General features: G+C 53.6%; 18 protein-coding genes and 1 other RNA gene. 10 read left to right on the top strand and 9 right to left on the bottom strand.

The features are described 5' to 3' along the window. Positions 1-13: 13 nt before the first annotated feature. From mscK to acrR, 3 genes are all read right to left on the bottom strand, one after another. On the bottom strand, positions 14-3,406 hold the full coding sequence (mscK, locus tag D9980_RS00385; RefSeq protein ID WP_121606061.1) for a mechanosensitive channel MscK: 3,393 nt from the start codon (positions 3,404-3,406) through the stop codon (positions 14-16). 96 nt (positions 3,407-3,502) lie between these two features. After that, entirely contained in the window at positions 3,503-3,856 is a 354-nt protein-coding gene (locus D9980_RS00380) for a DsrE/DsrF/TusD sulfur relay family protein (RefSeq protein WP_024484402.1), read from the bottom strand. 21 nt (positions 3,857-3,877) lie between these two features. Next, the gene (gene acrR / locus D9980_RS00375) at positions 3,878-4,525 is read right to left on the bottom strand and encodes a multidrug efflux transporter transcriptional repressor AcrR (RefSeq protein ID WP_024484401.1); all 648 of its coding nucleotides are present in this window, start codon (positions 4,523-4,525) and stop codon (positions 3,878-3,880) included. A 142-nt stretch (positions 4,526-4,667) separates the two neighbouring features. Between acrR and sdeX the strand changes: the two genes are divergently transcribed. The 4 genes from sdeX (at position 4,668) to ykgO (ending at position 9,583) form a co-directional block, all read left to right on the top strand. After that, complete coding sequence (gene sdeX, locus D9980_RS00370; protein WP_121606060.1) at positions 4,668-5,849, top strand: multidrug efflux RND transporter periplasmic adaptor subunit SdeX; 1,182 nt, start codon at positions 4,668-4,670, stop codon at positions 5,847-5,849. A 17-nt stretch (positions 5,850-5,866) separates the two neighbouring features. After that, positions 5,867-9,013, top strand: coding sequence for a multidrug efflux RND transporter permease subunit AcrB (gene acrB / locus D9980_RS00365; RefSeq protein WP_121606059.1), 3,147 nt, complete (start codon positions 5,867-5,869; stop codon positions 9,011-9,013). Positions 9,014-9,172: 159 nt separating this feature from the next. Then, on the top strand, positions 9,173-9,430 hold the full coding sequence (locus D9980_RS00360) for a type B 50S ribosomal protein L31 (RefSeq protein WP_024484398.1): 258 nt from the start codon (positions 9,173-9,175) through the stop codon (positions 9,428-9,430). 12 nt (positions 9,431-9,442) lie between these two features. Next, complete coding sequence (ykgO, locus tag D9980_RS00355; RefSeq protein WP_071784952.1) at positions 9,443-9,583, top strand: type B 50S ribosomal protein L36; 141 nt, start codon at positions 9,443-9,445, stop codon at positions 9,581-9,583. A 109-nt stretch (positions 9,584-9,692) separates the two neighbouring features. On the opposite strand, the gene D9980_RS00350 is transcribed toward ykgO, so the two are convergent. Genes D9980_RS00350 through D9980_RS00340 form a run of 3 tightly spaced genes read right to left on the bottom strand, consistent with a single transcriptional unit; the run spans position 9,693 to position 12,146 of the window. Further along, positions 9,693-10,571 carry a metal ABC transporter substrate-binding protein gene (locus tag D9980_RS00350; protein WP_121606058.1) on the bottom strand — a complete coding sequence of 293 codons (879 nt, stop codon included), beginning with the start codon at positions 10,569-10,571 and terminating at the stop codon, positions 9,693-9,695. 25 nt (positions 10,572-10,596) lie between these two features. Next, a complete protein-coding gene (locus D9980_RS00345) occupies positions 10,597-11,454 on the bottom strand; it encodes a metal ABC transporter permease (protein WP_121606057.1) in 858 nt (285 codons plus the stop codon). Continuing rightward, positions 11,454-12,146, bottom strand: a complete 693-nt coding sequence (locus tag D9980_RS00340; protein WP_121606056.1) for a metal ABC transporter ATP-binding protein — start codon at positions 12,144-12,146, stop codon at positions 11,454-11,456. The genes D9980_RS00345 and D9980_RS00340 overlap by 1 nt, the downstream gene beginning before the upstream one ends. A gap of 379 nt (positions 12,147-12,525) precedes the next feature. Here D9980_RS00340 and D9980_RS00335 point away from each other — a divergent pair, with 379 nt between their 5' ends. From D9980_RS00335 to D9980_RS00325, 3 genes are all read left to right on the top strand, one after another. Continuing rightward, positions 12,526-12,879 carry a hypothetical protein gene (locus D9980_RS00335; RefSeq protein ID WP_121608919.1) on the top strand — a complete coding sequence of 118 codons (354 nt, stop codon included), beginning with the start codon at positions 12,526-12,528 and terminating at the stop codon, positions 12,877-12,879. A 157-nt stretch (positions 12,880-13,036) separates the two neighbouring features. Beyond that, positions 13,037-13,405, top strand: a complete 369-nt coding sequence (tomB, locus tag D9980_RS00330) for an Hha toxicity modulator TomB (RefSeq protein WP_021180141.1) — start codon at positions 13,037-13,039, stop codon at positions 13,403-13,405. Positions 13,406-13,455: 50 nt separating this feature from the next. Continuing rightward, on the top strand, positions 13,456-13,659 hold the full coding sequence (locus tag D9980_RS00325; RefSeq protein WP_021180142.1) for an HHA domain-containing protein: 204 nt from the start codon (positions 13,456-13,458) through the stop codon (positions 13,657-13,659). Between the two features lie 81 nt (positions 13,660-13,740). On the opposite strand, the gene D9980_RS00320 is transcribed toward D9980_RS00325, so the two are convergent. Further along, positions 13,741-14,667 (bottom strand): LysR family transcriptional regulator, encoded by a 927-nt coding sequence (locus D9980_RS00320; protein ID WP_024484393.1) that lies wholly within the window; start codon positions 14,665-14,667, stop codon positions 13,741-13,743. 136 nt (positions 14,668-14,803) lie between these two features. Here D9980_RS00320 and D9980_RS00315 point away from each other — a divergent pair, with 136 nt between their 5' ends. Continuing rightward, positions 14,804-16,591: an adenine deaminase gene (locus tag D9980_RS00315; protein WP_121606055.1), complete on the top strand. Its 1,788-nt coding sequence runs from the start codon at positions 14,804-14,806 to the stop codon at positions 16,589-16,591. Positions 16,592-16,663: 72 nt separating this feature from the next. Here D9980_RS00315 and ffs read toward each other — a convergent pair. Beyond that, positions 16,664-16,760, bottom strand: an RNA gene (gene ffs, locus D9980_RS00310) — signal recognition particle sRNA small type. A 232-nt stretch (positions 16,761-16,992) separates the two neighbouring features. Between ffs and D9980_RS00305 the strand changes: the two genes are divergently transcribed. Continuing rightward, on the top strand, positions 16,993-17,307 hold the full coding sequence (locus tag D9980_RS00305; RefSeq protein WP_024484391.1) for an MGMT family protein: 315 nt from the start codon (positions 16,993-16,995) through the stop codon (positions 17,305-17,307). Between the two features lie 51 nt (positions 17,308-17,358). On the opposite strand, the gene D9980_RS00300 is transcribed toward D9980_RS00305, so the two are convergent. Beyond that, positions 17,359-17,847 carry a YbaY family lipoprotein gene (locus tag D9980_RS00300; protein ID WP_121606054.1) on the bottom strand — a complete coding sequence of 163 codons (489 nt, stop codon included), beginning with the start codon at positions 17,845-17,847 and terminating at the stop codon, positions 17,359-17,361. A gap of 234 nt (positions 17,848-18,081) precedes the next feature. Here D9980_RS00300 and tesB point away from each other — a divergent pair, with 234 nt between their 5' ends. Then, positions 18,082-18,945, top strand: a complete 864-nt coding sequence (gene tesB / locus D9980_RS00295; protein ID WP_024484389.1) for an acyl-CoA thioesterase II — start codon at positions 18,082-18,084, stop codon at positions 18,943-18,945. Positions 18,946-18,948 lie beyond the last annotated feature (3 nt).

Raw genomic sequence — 18,948 nt, 5'->3', positions numbered from 1 at the left:
TCTTGTCAGGTTCCTACACCGCGGGTTGATCACCGATGCCTGGAACCTGCGTCCGCTTGACCTCCTGCACTTCGTTGCCCTGCTGATTATGCAGATACACTTCCAACTGGTTGAAGGCGATATTAATGTCGTTCTCACGGCATAGGCGGTCAATCGCCCGGTTCAGTTCATCCACGGTATAGCTACGATCGCGCAGCTCACGCACGTATAACCGCAGCTCATGATCCAGCGTGCTCGCGCCAAAGTTGAGGAAAAAGACCATCGGCTCAGGATCCGTCATCACGCGCGGGTTTTCATGCGCGGCTTGCAACAGCACCGCCTTGACCTTGTCCAGATCGGAGCCATAGGCCACCCCCACTTTAATCAGCACGCGGGTAATGGTGTCTGACAGTGACCAGTTAATCAGCCGCTCGGTGACAAACGCTTTGTTAGGGATGATCACTTCTTTGCGATCAAAGTCCGTAATGGTGGTGGCGCGAATACGGATCTTGCTGACCGTCCCGGAGTACGTGCCGATGGTGATGGTATCGCCGATCCGCACCGGGCGTTCAAACAGGATGATCAGGCCGGAAACAAAGTTGGCAAAAATTTCCTGTAAACCGAAGCCCAAACCTACCGACAGCGCCGCCACCAGCCACTGGAGTTTGTCCCAAGAGACGCCCAGCGATCCTAACGCAGTGATGGTCCCCACCGCCGTGATCAGATAGGTCAGAATGGTGGTGATGGCGTAAGACGCCCCCTGTCGCAACTGCAGGCGGGATAACACCAGCACTTCCAGTAAACCCGGCAGGTTACGCGTCATGACATAAGCGACGATCACCGCCAGGACGGCCACCATCATATTGCCCAGCGTTACCGCCTGCGGTATCACACTGCCCGCCACACTGCTGGAGTAATGCCATAGGGTAACGCTGTCGAGGTAAGAGATCACCGTTACCAGATCCGACCATATCGCATAAAACGCACTGGCGAAGATCAGAAACAACACCATGGTGGTCAAACGCAGCGACTGCTGGTTGATTTGATCCAGCGCCAGAGGGGGTTCCTCTACCGGCTCGTTGCCTTCGGCTCCCTCTTTCTCTTTGGCCTGGTTTTGGCGGCGCGCCAGGGCACGGCGATAGGCCAACCGACGAGCTGCGACGCTCAGGCCACGGATCGCTGCCAGATAAACGATATTCCACAGGAAGTACAGATACAGGCTATCGATCCAACGGCCAGCCAAACGTAACGTGGTATAGAAGTAACCGGCAAACATCAGCCCTAGCAGGATCACCGGTGTGGCAGCCAGCGCGGTGACCATCAGCAACCGCACCTTATGGGAGTCTTTTTCACGCCAATGGTCGCGGCAGATGGGGAACACCAGCACCGCTAATAGCGCCAATGTCAGGATCACCACCACCTGGCCAATAACATCTTCGACCAATCTTAGCGGTGCTTTTTCTCCCAGCACTGACCAGAAGATCAGCGGTAACAGGGCAAGCCCCAACCTGAGGGTCTGGCGGCGATAGTGCGCACAGCGATCGGCCGGGATATTAAAATGCCGCTGCGAAATCCCCCCCGGAGCCAGCATGCGGAAAGTGAAGCCAAACACCAGCCAGAACAGCGCCAGCTGTTGTGACAAGGCCCAGATAAAGTCGCTGATGCTGAAATCGGCCCGATAGAACCAGAACCCGGCACCGAGCAGCAGTAAAGAACCCGGTAACACCTTTAATAAGGTGAGCAGAATGGCTTTCGGCGTATGCAGTTGGCTATCGCGCTTTAGCTGGCCGACGTCATTGGCCAGCTTTTGCAGATGCCTGTCAATCAGGCGGTAGCGCCAGCGCAGTAGGCCAATCACTACCAGCAATGGGATCAGGAACACCAGGGCATGCAGCCCGCCTAACAGCAACTGCCCGGGTTCGAATTTAAAATCCAGCCCAGCCAGTTGTTCTTTCACCGCGCCGGGCAGCCCCTTGAGCCAGGCGAAATCGATAGGTTTGTTGCTGTTAACCCAGAAAATCTGCTGGGTCAGCGTGTCCTGTACCGAGCTATAGACGCTGGTCAGTTGCTGCTGATTAATCTGCAGGTTGATAGCCAACGACAGTTGGTTATTGAGCTGTTTATTCAGTTGATCGAGCAGCTCACGACGCATATCGACAATTTCATTCAAGGCGTCAAGCACGTCACCGTTGGCCTTTTCCTTACTGTCCGCCACCAGTTTGTTGATGAAGTCATCGCCCTTGAACAACTCATCGCGCTGCTGGTTGATCTCAAACTGCTCCAACCGTAAGTCCGCAATATGAGTACTCATATCCGCTACCAATGTACCCGGCGGCAGGTTTTGCTGCTGCTGATAAAGAATGCGCGACAGCACCAGGCTCCCCTTCAACACCTGGATCTGCTCTTTCAGGTTTTGTTCCGATTGCAGGCCGCGATCGAGCCAGTTTTTCACCTGAATATTTTGCTGGAACAGGGTATTACTCTCTTGCGTGGCGGTGATCAGCCGCTGGCTGATTTGGCGGTTGATGTTCAGCTCTTTGCTCACCAGCTTGTCGCTCTGGATATCGCTGGCATCCTCCGGATTCTGCGCCTCTTTCGCCGTTTTTTCCGACAACGTCAGCCGTTTGCTGTTTACCACATCCTGTAATACCTGCACCCGACGATCCAGGGCGTCGATGTTCATAGTGGTGTAATCGCGCTGCTTCTGGAGCAGATCCTGTAGCGTGGTATTAGCCTCCAACCTTCTTCGTTGCAGGTCTATCTCGTCATTCAGCAACACCTGCTCCGTAGTAAGCATGACCTGTTGGGTGTTGCGTAACACCTCTTGCCCCGGCGCGCGATCGCTAAGGAGATTACGGATTTCCTGCAGGCGCTGGGAGGCGGTGTACATACTACTTTGCACACGTTCGGGCTGGGTCTGTAATGAGATGAGTTGGCTGTTGTAGGTGGAGAGGCTTTCTTGCGTGTCCTGCAGTTCGTCCAACGTTTGGTACAGGCGGCTTTCCAACTGACGCAGGGACAGCGGCAACAGTTCGGCTCGCGTCACCGCTTCATCAGCCGGGTTCTTCAGCGATTCCAGATCGCGCGTGACCTGCTGTAATTTGGCCGGTGCCTGCTGAACCTGCTGTTTAAGCTGATTGAGCTCTTGCTTGGTGCGATCGAGGCCGTCCAGCAACTCCATCGTGCGGGTTAAATCCTGCAGGGATAGTTTTTCAACCGGCGTCAGGTTTTTTTGCTTGTTCAGCGCCTCTATCTGGCTCTGAATGTCACTGCGCGCAGGGAGGTCGCCGCTCTGTGCCGCGAACGCGCCCAAAGGCAGAACCAGCGCCGCCAACAACAAAAACCATAGCGTAATAATGCGGAATTTATCCGCCGCGTAAGACAAGGAAACAGTTTGGACTACGGGGAGAATACGCCTGCGACTCATGATTTAACGTCGGTTTAACAATGAAGCGTCAAGGTTATCACGATCGCAGGTCAGCAATGAATAAGAAAAGCGTTGCAGTTGATGAACCGCAGGGGATCAGAAAGTCAGCACTTTCTCTGCCGCCAACGTCCACTGGGCCAATTCCACCAGCGTGCCAATTTCTACGCCATCGGCCAGCTTCAGTTGGCTGACGCCACGGGCATCGGCACAGGTTTTGCACAGTTTGACCGGCACCTGCTGCGCCGTCAGAATCTCCAGCATCTGCTGCAAATGATAGCCTTCACGCGGCTGCTGCCCGGCTATGCCCGCCACGACCGCATCGGACATCAAAAACAGTTTCAACTGCAGCTCGGGCTGCTGTTCTTTCAGGGTGATCGCCAGACGTAGCGCATTGAATAACGATTCCTGGCCATAAGCCGCACCGTTGGCAATCAGTAACAGAGATGACATTGGGATTCTCCTTATCGAGGTCTACAGGACTGGCGCGTTCACACGTAAAGAAGGGCTAAGCTGCGCCATTTCGAGGAAGCTGTCGACCAAGATACTCGCCTCGGCTTTGAGGTCAAAGCTTTCCGGCATAAACAGCCAGTTCTCCATCAGGCCGGTGATGTAAGCACGCAGGATGATTGCGGCCCGGCGGGTATGCAGATCGGCTGGGAGTTGCCCCTGATCCATGCTATTGCGTAAAACGCGTTCGATACGATCATAACCTTCAAGGTAAAGCACCTTGCGAGCGTCATGTAACGGCATCATTTCGCCGATAAATTCGCATTTGTGGAACACGATCTCCATCAATGCCCGGCGCCGACAGTCATCTACCGTAGCGGTCAGAATATAAATCAGAATTTCTCTTAAAATACGCAGTGGATTATCGGGATACTTTGCCTGATACTCTAACTCCAGATCGCCTATTTTCGATTCTGAGAGCTCCCAAACTTCATTAAACAGGTCTACCTTGTTCTTGAAGTGCCAGTAAATTGCACCACGTGTCACCCCTGCAGCGGTGGCGATATCTGTCAGTGAGGTTGCTGATACGCCACGTTCAGAGAATTCCCTCACCGCAGCGTCAAGGATCTGCTGTCGTGTTTCTTGCGCCTGCTGTTTGGTTTTTCGTGCCATGCTGTTGTTTTTTACAGGGAGTGTGATTTACATACATTCGCGAATGTATGTACCATAGCACGCAGATAAAATTAACGCAGCAATGGGTTTTAAAGCTTGTGATCCATTGATCAATTTGAAATCGGACACTTGAGGTTTTTCTATGAACAAAAACAGAGGGTTAACGCCTCTGGCGGCAGTTCTGATGCTTTCAGGCAGCTTAGTGCTTACAGGATGTAATGATAAAGAAACCCAGCAACAGGCCCAACACCCGGCTCCTGCCGTGGGTGTGGTGACGCTGAAGGCTGAACCTCTCAATATTACTACCGATCTTCCTGGTCGTACCGCAGCATACCGCATCGCCGAAGTTCGCCCTCAGGTTAGTGGCATCATCCTGAAACGCAACTTTACTGAAGGCAGCGACATCAAGGCGGGTGTTTCACTGTATCAAATCGATCCAGCGACCTATCAAGCCGCTTATGACAGTGCCAAAGGCGACCTGGCCAAAGCCCAGGCCGCAGCAGAAATCGCGCGTCTGACAGTCAACCGTTACAAGCCTTTGCTGGGTACTAGCTACATCAGTAAGCAAGACTTCGATAATGCCAACTCTACCCTGATGCAGGCTAACGCTTCCGTGGTCGCTGCCAAGGCCGCCGTGGAAACCGCCCGTATCAACCTGGCTTACACCAAAGTGACTTCCCCAATCTCTGGTCGTATCGGCCTTTCATCGGTAACCGAAGGGGCACTGGTGACTTCCGGTCAGGCCAATGCGCTGTCTACCGTGCAACAACTGGATCCGATGTATGTCGACGTGACCCAGTCAAGCAATGACTATCTGCGCCTGAAACAGGAATTGGCTAACGGCACCCTGAAACAGGAAAACGGCAAGGCCAAAGTGAAGCTGCTGCTGGAAAACGGCCAGGAATATGCACAAGAAGGTTCGTTGGAATTCTCTGACGTGACCGTGGATGAAACCACCGGTTCCATCACTATTCGTGCCATTTTCCCTAACCCGAACGATGCCTTGCTGCCAGGTATGTTCGTACGCGCCCGTCTGGACGAAGGCGTACGTACCGATGCCTTGCTGGTTCCACAACAGGGTGTCACCCGTAACCCGCGTGGCGAAGCTACCGCGATGGTTGTAGGTGCGGACGATAAAGTGGAAGTACGTACGCTGACCGCCGCGCAGGCGATTGGCGACAAGTGGTTGGTGACGGCTGGTTTGAAACCGGGCGATCGCGTGATTGTCACCGGCCTGCAAAAAATCAGGCCTGGCGTTCAGGTGAAAGCGCAAGAAGCTGATAGCAAGCCACAGACTGCGTCTGAACCCGAGAAGAAGTCATAAAAAGGAGCCGGTAATACATGGCTAAGTTCTTTATAGATCGCCCCATATTTGCATGGGTAATCGCCATCATCATCATGTTGGCGGGCATCTTGTCGATCATGAAGCTGCCTATTGCGCAATATCCGACCATTGCGCCACCAGCAGTCACGATCGCCGCCAACTACCCGGGCGCTGACGCCAAAACGGTGCAGGATACCGTGACGCAGGTTATCGAACAGAATATGAACGGTATCGATAACCTGCTGTACATGTCCTCCAACAGTGATTCGTCCGGTAACGTCCAGATTACGTTGACCTTCAACTCTGGTACCGACCCTGATATCGCTCAGGTACAGGTACAGAACAAGCTGCAGCTGGCAATGCCGCTGCTGCCACAAGAAGTACAGCAACAAGGCGTTAGCGTTGAGAAATCAAGCAGCAGCTTCCTGATGGTAGCGGGCTTTATTTCCGAAGATGGCAGCATGACGCAAGAGGATATCGCGGACTATGTAGGTTCCAACATCAAGGATCCTATCAGCCGTACCTCTGGTGTGGGTGACGTTCAACTGTTCGGTGCCCAGTACGCGATGCGTATCTGGCTTGATCCCAACAAACTGAACAACTACCAACTGACCCCGGGCGATGTTATCGCTGCGATCAAGGTTCAGAACAACCAGGTTGCTGCAGGCCAGCTCGGTGGGACTCCCCCGGTGAAAGGCCAACAGTTGAACGCCTCGATCATCGCGCAAACCCGCCTGACCTCGCCGGAAGAATTCAGCAAGATCCAGCTGAAAGTCAACCCGGACGGTTCGCAGGTGCGTCTGAGTGATGTGGCCAAAGTTGAACTGGGCGGTGAAAGCTACAACGTTATTGCTCGTTATAACGGTAAGCCTGCTGCCGGTATCGGTATCAAGCTGGCAACCGGTGCCAACGCCCTGAACACGGCGTCAGAAGTCAAGGCAGAACTGGCCAAACTGGAACCGTTCTTCCCTGCAAGTCTGAAAGTTGTTTACCCTTATGACACCACGCCGTTCGTTAAGATTTCCATTAACGAAGTGGTAAAAACCCTGATTGAAGCGATCATCCTGGTGTTCCTGGTGATGTATCTGTTCCTGCAGAACTTCCGCGCTACGCTGATCCCAACGATCGCCGTGCCGGTAGTATTGCTGGGGACGTTCGCCATCCTGGCAATGTTTGGCTTCTCGATAAACACCCTGACGATGTTCGGCATGGTGTTGGCGATAGGCCTGCTGGTGGATGACGCCATCGTGGTGGTAGAAAACGTTGAGCGTGTCATGGCCGAAGAAGGCCTGCCGCCAAAAGAAGCCACCAAGAAATCGATGGAACAGATCCAGGGCGCATTGGTGGGTATCGCCATGGTGCTGTCAGCGGTATTTATCCCGATGGCCTTCTTCGGTGGGTCAACCGGGGCAATCTATCGCCAGTTCTCGATTACCATCGTTTCCGCCATGGTGCTGTCGGTATTGGTCGCGTTGATCCTGACGCCTGCGCTGTGTGCCACCATGCTCAAACCGATCCCGAAAGGCGATCACGGCATCAAGACCGGCTTCTTTGGCTGGTTCAACCGCCTGTTTGAGAAGAGCACCCATCACTATACCGATAGCGTAGCGAACATTCTGCGTAGCACCGGGCGTTATCTGGTGATCTACCTGCTGATCGTGGTTGGTATGGCAGTACTGTTCATGCGCTTGCCTTCCTCGTTCCTGCCGGACGAAGATCAGGGCATCCTGCTGACCATGGTGCAAATGCCAGCGGGTGCCACTCAGGAACGTACCCAGAAAGTCCTGGACGAAGTTAACCGCTACTACCACGAGAAAGAAGGCGACAACATTAACTCGGTGTTCACCGTTAATGGTTTCGGCTTCAGCGGCCAGGGTCAGAACACCGGTTTGGCGTTTGTCAGCCTGAAAGACTGGTCTGAGCGTAAAGGTGAAGAGAACAAGGTGCCGGCAATTGCTGCCCGTGCAATGGGAGCTTTCTCGCAGATTAAAGACGGCTTGGTATTTGCCTTTAACCTGCCAGCGATTGTGGAACTGGGGACGGCGACCGGCTTCGACTTCCAGTTGATCGATCAGGCTAACCTGGGTCATGAAAAACTGACAGCAGCACGTAACCAGCTGTTGGGCATGGCAGCAGAGCATCCTGATTTGCTGGTCGGCGTGCGCCCGAACGGCTTGGAAGACACGCCTCAGTTCAAACTGATCATCGATCAGGAGAAAGCACAGACGCTGGGTGTTTCCCTGAGCGATATTAATACCACCATCGGCACTGCGCTGGGTGGCTCGTATGTGAACGACTTTATCGACCGCGGTCGTGTGAAGAAGGTTTACGTACAGGCTGATGCCCCGTTCCGTATGCTGCCGAATGATATTGATAACTGGTTTGTTCGTGGTAGCACCGGGCAGATGGTACCGTTCTCCTCCTTCGCCACGGCGAAATGGGAATATGGTTCACCGCGTCTGGAACGTTACAACGGCCTGCCATCGATGGAAATCCTCGGCCAGGCAGCACCGGGTAAGAGTACCGGTGAAGCGATGGACATGATGGAAGAGCTGGCGGCGAAACTGCCAAACGGCGTCGGCTATGACTGGACCGGTATGTCCTATCAAGAGCGTCTGTCCGGTAACCAGGCTCCGTCACTGTACGCCATCTCACTGATCGTGGTGTTCCTGTGTCTGGCGGCTCTGTATGAGAGCTGGTCGATTCCGTTCTCCGTTATGTTGGTTGTGCCTTTGGGCGTCATCGGTGCCCTGTTGGCCGCGACCATGCGCGGGCTGGAAAACGACGTTTACTTCCAGGTAGGCCTGTTGACAACCATTGGGTTGTCGGCGAAGAACGCGATATTAATCGTAGAATTCGCCAAGGACCTGATGGATAAAGAAGGTAAAGGGCTGATCGAATCAACGTTGGAAGCGGTGCGTATGCGTCTGCGTCCAATCCTGATGACATCACTGGCCTTTATCCTCGGGGTTATGCCGCTGGTTATCAGCAGCGGCGCAGGCTCTGGCGCTCAGAACGCGGTAGGTACCGGCGTAATGGGCGGGATGGTGACAGCTACCGTCTTGGCAATCTTCTTTGTACCGGTGTTCTTCGTGGTGGTTCGCCGCCGCTTCAGCAAAAAGACTGAAGATCTGGAACACGCCCATCCGGTTAAGCATCACTGATGCTTTCCTGCTGACAACCAAGGCCGCGCAAGCGGCCTTTTTTTTGCCTGCCATTTAGCCAATAAGTCCAACTCTGATTAACGCTATTTTGGGGGTTGATCCCGATCCCAGAGAGGTGCATAATAATTGTTATAGTATAACATAACACTTGAGAGCATCATGAAAACAGGCATCCATCCAGACTACCGTACCGTGGTATTTCACGATCTCAGCGCCGATACCTACTTCAAGGTGGGGTCGACCATCAAAACCGATCGCACTATCGAGCTTGAGGGTAAAAGCTGGCCCTACGTCACCATAGACGTCTCTTCCGCTTCGCATCCTTACTACACCGGCAAGCAGAAAGAGTTCTCAAAAGAAGGCAGTACCGCGCGCTTCCAGCAGCGGTTTGGCCATTTGGTTAACAGCAGAAAGTAATCGGGGTTGATGATGCAAGTATTGAGTTCACTGCGTTCGGCGAAGAAACGCCATCCGGATTGCAAGGTTGTGCGCCGCCATGGCCGCATCTTTGTAATTTGTAAGTCCAACCCGCGTTTTAAAGCGGTACAGGGACGTAAGAAGAAACGTTAAGCCAAAGTGTCATTAGTAGCCAAAGCCCCGTTGCTGCTCAACGGGGCTTTTTTTATTGCCAAATGCCACTGCAAAGAGAAAAGCCCACCGCACGCGGTGGGCATAAAATCTACTTCATGCTGCTAACAATGGCCTCGACGTTGTGTTTGAATGCCTGCACATAGCTGGCCGCCGGGCCTTGCGGTTTGGATAGTGCTTCAGGATACAGCTCACCTCCCGCTTTCGCCCCCGTTGCCGCCGCGATCTGCCGCACCAAACGCGGATCCGTTTGGTTCTCAATAAAGTAGGCATGGACTTTTTCCTGCCTGATCTGCTTGATCAACCCGGCGACATCGCTGGCACTGGCTTCAGCCTCGGTAGAAAAACCGACCGGGGCAAGGAAGGTGACGCCGTACTCTTGACCAAAATAGCCGAAAGCATCATGGCTGGTCAGCACCTTGCGTTTTTGCTGTGGCACCGCCGCGAACTGGGCTTTGGCCCAACCATCGAGCTGTTGAAGCTGTTGAATATATTCACCGCCACGTTGGCGGAAATAGGCGGCGTCTTCAGGATCTGCAGCAATCAGCGCATTCATCACGTTGGTCGCATACTGCACGCCATTGTTCATGCTGTTCCAGGCGTGTGGATCGGTGACCTGTTTGCCCTCTTCTTCCATACTGCGCGAGTCGATCCCTTTGGATGCGGTGATCACCGGCCCCTGATAACCGGAAGCCTTCACCAACCGATCCATCCAACCTTCAAGCCCCAATCCGCTGACAAACACCACATCGGCCTGCGCCAGTTGCTTGCTGTCTTGCGGCGATGGCTCAAAACTGTGCGGATCGCCATCCGGGCCAACCAGCGTACTGACCTTCACATGTTCGCCCCCCACCTGCTTGACGATATCGCCAAGAATAGAAAAGCTGGCCACGGCCTCAACGGTTTTCGCCTGCGCTAACGGGCTGGCGAGCAGAGCAGCTGCCACCAGCGTTATGGGTAAAGATTTCATGTTTTCTCCTTGCAGATAGCACTTCTCAATGACGCGCACGGCGCAACATCCCGCCACGCGTCCCAAACAAAATCGAAATTAAAAACATCACGCTGGCGCTGAGGACAATCGCCGGGCCTGCGGGCAATGAAGCGTAGTAGGACCACTCCAGACCAACCAGGCTGGCGAGCAACCCAATCCCCATCGCCACGGCCAATGTTTGTGGCAAATCTCGCGCCCAGAACCGGGCGCAGGTCGCCGGTAGCATCATCAGCCCCACCGACATCAGGGTGCCAAGGATTTGAAAACCGGCCACCAGGTTGATCACCACCAAGGCGAGAAAAAACCCGTGGATCCACGCCAGTGAGCCTGGTGCACTGACGCGTAAAAAAGTGTTGTCAAAGGATTCAATCACCAGAGCCCGATACAGCACTGCCAGCATCATCAGCGAAATACTGGCGATAATGCCGACCATAACAAGCGCCTGCGCATCCACCGCCAGGATCGAGCCAAACAATACGTGCAGCAGATCAACGCTCGATCCGCGCAAAGAGACCAGTGTGACGCCCAACGCCAGCGACCCCAGATAGAAACCCGCAAAGCTGGCGTCCTCTTTTAACGGGGTTTTGCGGCTCACCAGTCCGGACAGCATGGCTACCGCCAACCCGGCAATAAATCCCCCTACGCCCATGGCTACCAGCGACATGCCTGAAATCAGATAGCCAATTGCTGCACCGGGTAATACCGCATGAGAAAGCGCATCACCCACCAGGCTCATCCGGCGCAGCAATAAAAACACGCCTAGTGGTGCAGCGCTCAGCGATATTGCCAGGCAGGCAACCAATGCACGGCGCATAAATCCGAAAGAGACAAAAGGATCGAGCAGCAGATGGAGTAGCGTCATTACGCGGCCCCCCTCTGATTAGCCGCCGTCGAATAATGCGCTAACACACGCTCAGCGTTATCCCAATGGCAGCGTTCGGGGGTGAGCAACAGCGCTTCGGGGAAATGGTTGGCTACGGTAGACATATCGTGCAATACGGCAATCACCGTTCTTCCCTGCCGGTGTAACTGCGCAATGACCTGCAGCAAAAGTTGAGTGGTTGCCGCATCGATGCCGGTGAAGGGCTCATCCAGTAAAATTAGTGGCGCTTGCTGGACCAACAGACGGGCAAATAGTACGCGTTGCAGCTGCCCACCGGATAACTCCCCTACCGCCTCACGCGCCATGGAACTCATGCCCACGGTGTCCAACGCACCTGCAATTTGCTGCATGGAGCATTTATTCACACCGCCAAACAGGCCGCTTTGCGGCCAGCAACCCATAGCGACCAAATCCTGAACCAGAATAGGAAATTGACGATCCAACTCCGCCAGTTGTGGCAAATAGGCCATCGCCGGAGCCTTCCCGCCCGCAAAATGTAGCTTGCCGCCCAGCAGCGGATGCAACCCGGCCAACGACTTCAATAACGTAGATTTGCCGGCGCCGTTAACACCAATCACCGCCGTTAATGAACCGGCGGCAAAACAACCGCATAACGGTGGAAACAAAGGGGTACGGCCATAACCCACGATGGCATTTTGCAACGTTATCATGGCAGCACAACCGCCCACGCAATGGCTAGCCATAGTAAGGCCAGCAATACGCCAACGGCTGTGCAGCGCAAAATCGCGGCTGAGGTAAACAGGGTAACGGGAAGGAAAGGCAGCATGGTGATCGCCATAAGGATTACACAAGTGTAATAATATAACATCACACAAACTAGAGATCCTCAAGTCGTTCAAGTGCCAATAATGCAACGGAACGTAACATTTTCAGGCTATCGAGCCGGTGCTGCTGGGTGAGTGGCAGAACTATCGAACGGTAAAAATCTCAAAGCTGGGTAAAAAAGCGTTATTCAGTGAAAAGTTTGCCCATCAAGGCTGGAAAAGGAGTAAGATAGAGGCATAGAATGTGATACAACCAGATATCCAAATGCTAGTGACGCTAAGCCGTTGTTCCGAAGTAGACACACTTTCTGTGAAACAATTAAGGAAAGTGGTCGGTAATCAATTATCTGACTTGGTACCGGCGCTCACCAGTAGGCTAAGCTTTTACTCCGAGAATGCACGCTATGTGGAAGGCTCATTAGAAATCATTGAGATTAACTGCATCGGTAATAGCGAGTATTCAATGAGTTACCGCTATCAGTGGTCGATTTTTAACGCATGCCTGGATATCAGTGGTGACGAATACATAAATGATTCTGTCACTTTTACCCTGACGGAAAAGGGTTTGGTGTTTGAGGTTATCGACAACTCACGGCCATCAACCGCTGACGAATTGTAAGTTTCGGTAATAGTAACAAGCTAGATGGCAAAAAATGATTTATATTTAATATGCTGAAAGTTTATTAAGCCTGAGCTAAGCTTTACAGCATATGATGTTAAGTCAATGTACTCACAGAGTGTTATCAACACCGAAATTAAGACTGACGGGGGATGATATGGATGAGTATTCGCCTAAAAGGCACGATATTGCTCAACTCAAATTCTTATGTGAAAATTTGTACGACGAAGGCATCGCTACCTTGGGTGACAGCCACCACGGCTGGGTTAACGATCCAACGTCCGCCGTCAATCTGCAGCTTAATGAGCTGATCGAACATATTGCTTCGTTTGTAATGAGTTTTAAAATTAAATACATGGACGAAGGTGATTTATCGGAACTGGTCGAAGAGTACCTCGACGATACCTATACCCTGTTTAGCAGCTACGGTATTAATGACTCCGATTTGCGTCGCTGGCAAAAAACCAAGGCACGCACATTCAGATTGTTCTCAGGAGAGGGCGTCTGTACCACGATGAAAACTTAGGGGATAATTATCCTCAAATAATTTTATGGTTAATAAGACTAAAGGTTATCATGACAAAAATTGACTATCTGATGCGTTTGCGTAAATGCACCACGATTGAAACCCTTGAGCGAGTGATCGAGAAAAATAAGTACGAACTCTCTGACGATGAGCTAGAGCTGTTCTACTCTGCCGCCGATCATCGCCTGGCCGAACTGACCATGAACAAGCTGTACGATAAAATTCCGGTCGCCGTTTGGAAATTTGTAAGATAATCAAAGTAGCCTTGCGTTGAGCCGATAATATTATCGGCTTCAATGGTCGCGCAGATTAAGCATTATCTTAAAAATTCAAGTTTACTTGCCTCTGAGCTGAAAATCGTGCAGTAGCAACTGGAAACAGTTTTCAATTAAAGGCGAGTGATTTTGTTTTGCGCTGCGCATAAGTGCCACAGTGCGGCTAAGTAATGGCTGTTGCAATTGAATAACGGTTAATTCTTCATCGTTTAAATGCGTCGTATAAAGCTGCGGCAAAATAGCCACCGCTAATTGTGACCGCACCAAACCATACAGCGTTTCCAGAAAATCCACCTGATAACGCGCCGTTAAGTTCAGACGATGGCTTTCCGCCAGTGCCGACACTAATCGACTGCTATTCCCTTTCGAAAATACCGCAATATCTCTGTTAGCCAATTGCCGCCAGGGCAGATGATGTGGATCCGCCAAGGGATCGTCCCGGCGCATCACCGCCACAAACGGATCTTCCTGCAACGGATAAATCTCAAGCCGATCTGGCACCGAGCTGTCCAAAGCCCCTATGCCAAAATCTATCTGCCCATTTTCCAACTGTAGTAGCAGGGAATCATTGGTTTGGTCGTGGAATTCTACGCGTAAACGCGGGAAATGTTGCGCCAGCAATCGCGGTACCGCAGGAAACAGCAGGTTGCTCACTGAAGGCACCAGACCGATACGTAACGTGCCATCCCCTCCGGCCAACATGACGCGCTGCATATCATCAAAGGTAGCGTGAGCCACATTCAGCAGCCGTTGCGCATGCGGCAAGATCGCCGTGCCTAGTTCCGTCAGGGTCACCGCAGAGGCCGTTCGATTGACTAACTTCCCGCCAAGCACCGTTTCGACTTGCCGCAGCGCACTGCTTAACGCGGGCTGGCTGATCGCCAGACGGCTGGCGGTATCGGTGAAATGTCGTAACTGCGCCAGGGTCACAAAGTACTGAATTTGCTTGAGGGAAAGCGCGGGTAACCGTCGCCATGGCTCGGACATAGCCTAACCTGCCAGGAAAAGAGGTAAACGTTTGCCACAGCATAAACGTTTCTTATCACGCAATAAATTAAATCATCTGTGCAAAGCTTACGCCCCCGCCTACAGTAACTCCCTTACTCTTATTCTGGGGATTATCATGACCACCTTTTCTGTCAGTAACGGTGAGCGCCAACGTGCCGTACAGGCTGCGCTGGGTAATACGCCGTTTGATCTCTTGCTGACCAATGCCAACCTGATCGACATGGTCACCGGGGAAATCCGCCTGGTTGATATTGGCATTGTCGGCCCGCTGATTTCCAGCGTTCATCCTTGTGGCTCCTTGCCAACGGCACATCGTACACAAGACCTGGAGGGAGCCTACCTCAGCCCAGGTCTGATCGATACCCATGTGCACGTTGAGAGCTCCCACCTGCTGCCAGAACGCTATGCCGAGATCGTCGTCGCGCAAGGTACCACCACTATCTTCTGGGATCCGCATGAATTGGCGAACGTGCTTGGCGTAGCGGGAGTGCGCTACGCGGTGGATGCCAGCCGCAACCTGCCTCTGCGGGTGATCTGTGCGGCCCCCTCCAGCGTGCCTTCGACGCCTGGGCTGGAAATGTCCGGTGCCGACTTTGGCGGCAATGAGATGGATACCATGTTAGCCTGGCCCGAAGTGGGCGGCGTGGCGGAAGTGATGGATATGCACGGCGTGCTGCACGGCAGCGAACGGATGCAGGAGATCCTTAACGCCGGGCTTAACAGCGGTAAATTGATCGAAGGCCATGCGCGTGGTTTGAGCGGCCCGCAGCTGCAAGCCTATCTGGCTGCAGGCGTGACCTCCGATCATGAACTGACCTCTGCTGCCGATGCTCTGGAGAAACTACGCTCCGGGTTGACGCTTGAGATCCGGGGCTCTCATCCTTATCTGCTGCCTGAAATTGTTGCGGCATTAAAATCGCTACCGCATTTCTCCTCCCAAATCACCATCTGCACCGATGATGTGCCACCCGATATGCTGCTGGAGAAAGGCGGCATTATCGCCCTGCTCAATCTGCTGATTGAACACGGATTACCGGCCACCGATGCGCTACGGATGGCTACGCTCAACGCCGCCATTCGCTTGCAACGTAACGATCTGGGCCTGATTGCTGCAGGAAGGATCGCCGATCTGGTCGTCTTTGATTCCCTGGAACACCTCCAGGCCCAGCGGGTTTACGTTGCTGGCCAGTGTCTGGCAGAGCAGGGAAAAATGCTGGCTCCAGTGCAAACCGCACCTGGCGTATCAGCACCGCGTGACACGCTCCATCTGCCACCATTGGCCGCAGATGATTTCATCATGCGCGTTGCGGCCATTCATCACGGCCAGGCCACGTTGCGCCATATCAAAGGGGCACGTTTCACCCAATGGAATGAAACCACGGTAGAAGTGCGCGACGGCAAGGTACAGCTCCCGCCGGGGTTCAGTCTGATTTGGGTACAGCATCGCCACGCCCGGCACCCAGCCAAGCCTCAGTTGGCATTGCTGGAAGGTTGGGGCGAATTACGGGGGGCGATTGCCACCAGCTACTCTCATGATTCGCATAATCTGGTGGTGCTGGGCCGCGATCCTCATGACATGGCGCTGGCCGCCAACTCGCTGATCGCCACCGGCGGCGGCATGGCTCTTAGCCAGAACGGTGAAATATTGGCGCAGGTGGCCATGCCGATCGCCGGTATGCTTTCCGATCTCCCCGCCGCACAGCTGGCGCAGCAGTTTAAAAACCTGCGCGATCTGAGTGCCAAGGTTGCAGACTGGGAACCGCCCTACCGGGTGTTCAAGGCGATTGAGGGCACCTGCCTGGCATGCAATGCCGGACCGCACCTGACGGATTTGGGCCTGACCGACGGCACAACACGCCAGATCGTCGATCCGCTGGTTGCCTGCTGGGAAACCCAGGCATAAACATCAAATAGGTAAGGCATCGGCAGATTGTCGGTGCTTTTTTTTGGGGGGGAGGCTAGAAATTGGTGGAGGCCCTGCCAGCTACATCCCGGCACACACGTCACTCGCTACGGCTGCTTCCTTCCGGATCTGACCGAGTTCACCAGTTAGTGTTGCGGGAGAACCAACAGGGCCCCCATTGACGGCTTCTTGAATTGCGAAGCGGTGGGCATTATCGGTGATGGCCAAGCAAATAGCAAGCCAACCGGGAGCAACCGCTGTTTTCTTACCCATCTTCCCTGTGGCACACTAGTTAATATTGATGACCCAGTGGAGATATTGCTCAATGGGTAGGGGCGCCGCATGCTGCGCCCGTTTTGCTGTATGCCGCGTTTCCACACATCGCACAGGATAAAACAGCCATGCAACCAGAAGATGCTACCTTCAGCCAACGCGTATTCCATATCGTGGCCGCCATTCCTCCTGGCAAGGTAACCACCTACGGCGAAGTTGCGCGGCTGGCAGGCTCACCCCGTGCAGCACGTCAGGTTGGTGGTGTATTACGGCGTTTACCAGAGGGCAGCACCCTGCCCTGGCACCGGGTCATTAACCGCCACGGGCAAATCTCACAGCAGGGTGAAGATTTTCAGCGCCAACGGCAGGCGTTACTGGCAGAGGGAATTATTTTCGGCCCGCAGAGCACGATTGATTTTGAACTGTATGGCTGGCACTGGTAAAAACAGCCTTTGGCCAAAGGCGCAAAGGCTGTCAGATGCAGGCATTGCTGCTTACGGAGCTGGAGTCGGGGCGACCTGAACCGGAACGTTTTGTACCGGTACCAATAGCAGATCGGCCTGGGTCCCGTTGCGGTTGATCACTTCCTGAATGGTGTCAGTGATAAACATCAACTGGCCATTCACCGTAATCGCCGCACTCAGGATGATACGCGCATTAGGCTGAATGTCCGCAGGGTTATACGGTAGCGTAAAGCGGAACGGACTCTGCAGACCTTCGGTACGCATCGCCTGCTGTGAAATCACTCGTGAAGGGGCATCAGCAAGTGATGCATCGGACAGGGTCACGGTCAGTACCGCATCCGGTGGCAGCGCGATACGCTGGCGAATATTAACTGAGCCCTTCACCACCGGGCCTTGGATCTGCGTTTGCGAGGCCGCAGCGTTAGCCGTCTGCGTTGGCACATCCGCATTCTTGTGGGCACAGCCTGCCAGTGTGATCGTCAATGCGGCTGCTCCCCCTACCATTTGCCAGAGTTTCATGGGTCGGTCTCCTTTATTATTAGTCACATGTTAGTGGCTTAAACCACTACACTGATTAAACCTAGCACAAAATACTAACAACTGCCTATCGGACTAGGCCTAAATAGCCCTAAGGCCTCATGACAAAGACCCTGGCTGCGACAGCTGCCGCCGCAGAAATAACGCAATATATTGACGTCCTGCCATCATATTCAGCACACTGCGCAACATGATGACTAAAAGGATCGCCACTTTATGAGCCAGGCACTGCACAACCTCCTCGAACTGCTGGATTTGGAAAAAATTGAAGAAGGTTTATTTCGTGGCCAAAGCGAAGATCTGGGGTTACGCCAGGTCTTTGGCGGTCAGGTGGTCGGCCAGGCGCTGTATGCTGCCAAGCAAACCGTTCCTGCGGAGCGTATCGTTCACTCCTTCCACAGCTATTTCCTGCGTCCTGGGGATAGCAGTAAACCGATTGTTTATGACGTAGAAACCCTGCGCGACGGCAATAGCTTCAGCGCGCGCCGCGTTAGCGCCATTCAAAATGGCAAACCCATTTTCTACATGACGGCCTCTTTCCAAAGCCCAGAGCAGGGTTTTGAACATCAAAACACCATGCCGGATGTCCCACCGCCAGAAGGATTGATGTCGGAGTCAGAAATTGCACAAAAGCTGTCGCATATGCTGCCGGAAAAAGTGCGCGACAAGTTCATTGGCCCGAAGCCGATCGAAATGCGCCCGGTGAAATTCCACAACCCGTTGAAGGGCAGCGTGGAAGAGCCTTATCGCCATGTCTGGTTCCGCGCCAATGGCACCATGCCGGACGACCTGCGGATCCATCAGTATCTGCTTGGCTACGCCTCTGACTTCCACTTCCTGCTGACGGCGCTACAGCCGCATGGCGTCGGTTTCCTTGAGCCGGGCATGCAGGTTGCCACCATTGACCACTCCATGTGGTTCCACCGCCCGTTCCGCATGGACGACTGGCTGCTGTATGCGGTAGAAAGCACCTCAGCCTCCGGTGCCCGTGGCTTTGTGCGCGGCCAGTTCTACACCCGCGACGGTGTGCTGGTAGCGACGACGGTGCAAGAAGGCGTGATCCGCAAGCGCGATGTTTAATTG

Origin of the sequence: Serratia sp. 3ACOL1 (assembly GCF_003668775.1) — a bacterium.
GTDB classification, from domain to species: Bacteria; Pseudomonadota; Gammaproteobacteria; order Enterobacterales; family Enterobacteriaceae; genus Chania; species Chania fonticola.
The sequence above is the reverse complement of the archived record's forward strand: the minus strand, read 5'-3'. Positions and strand labels throughout refer to the sequence as shown.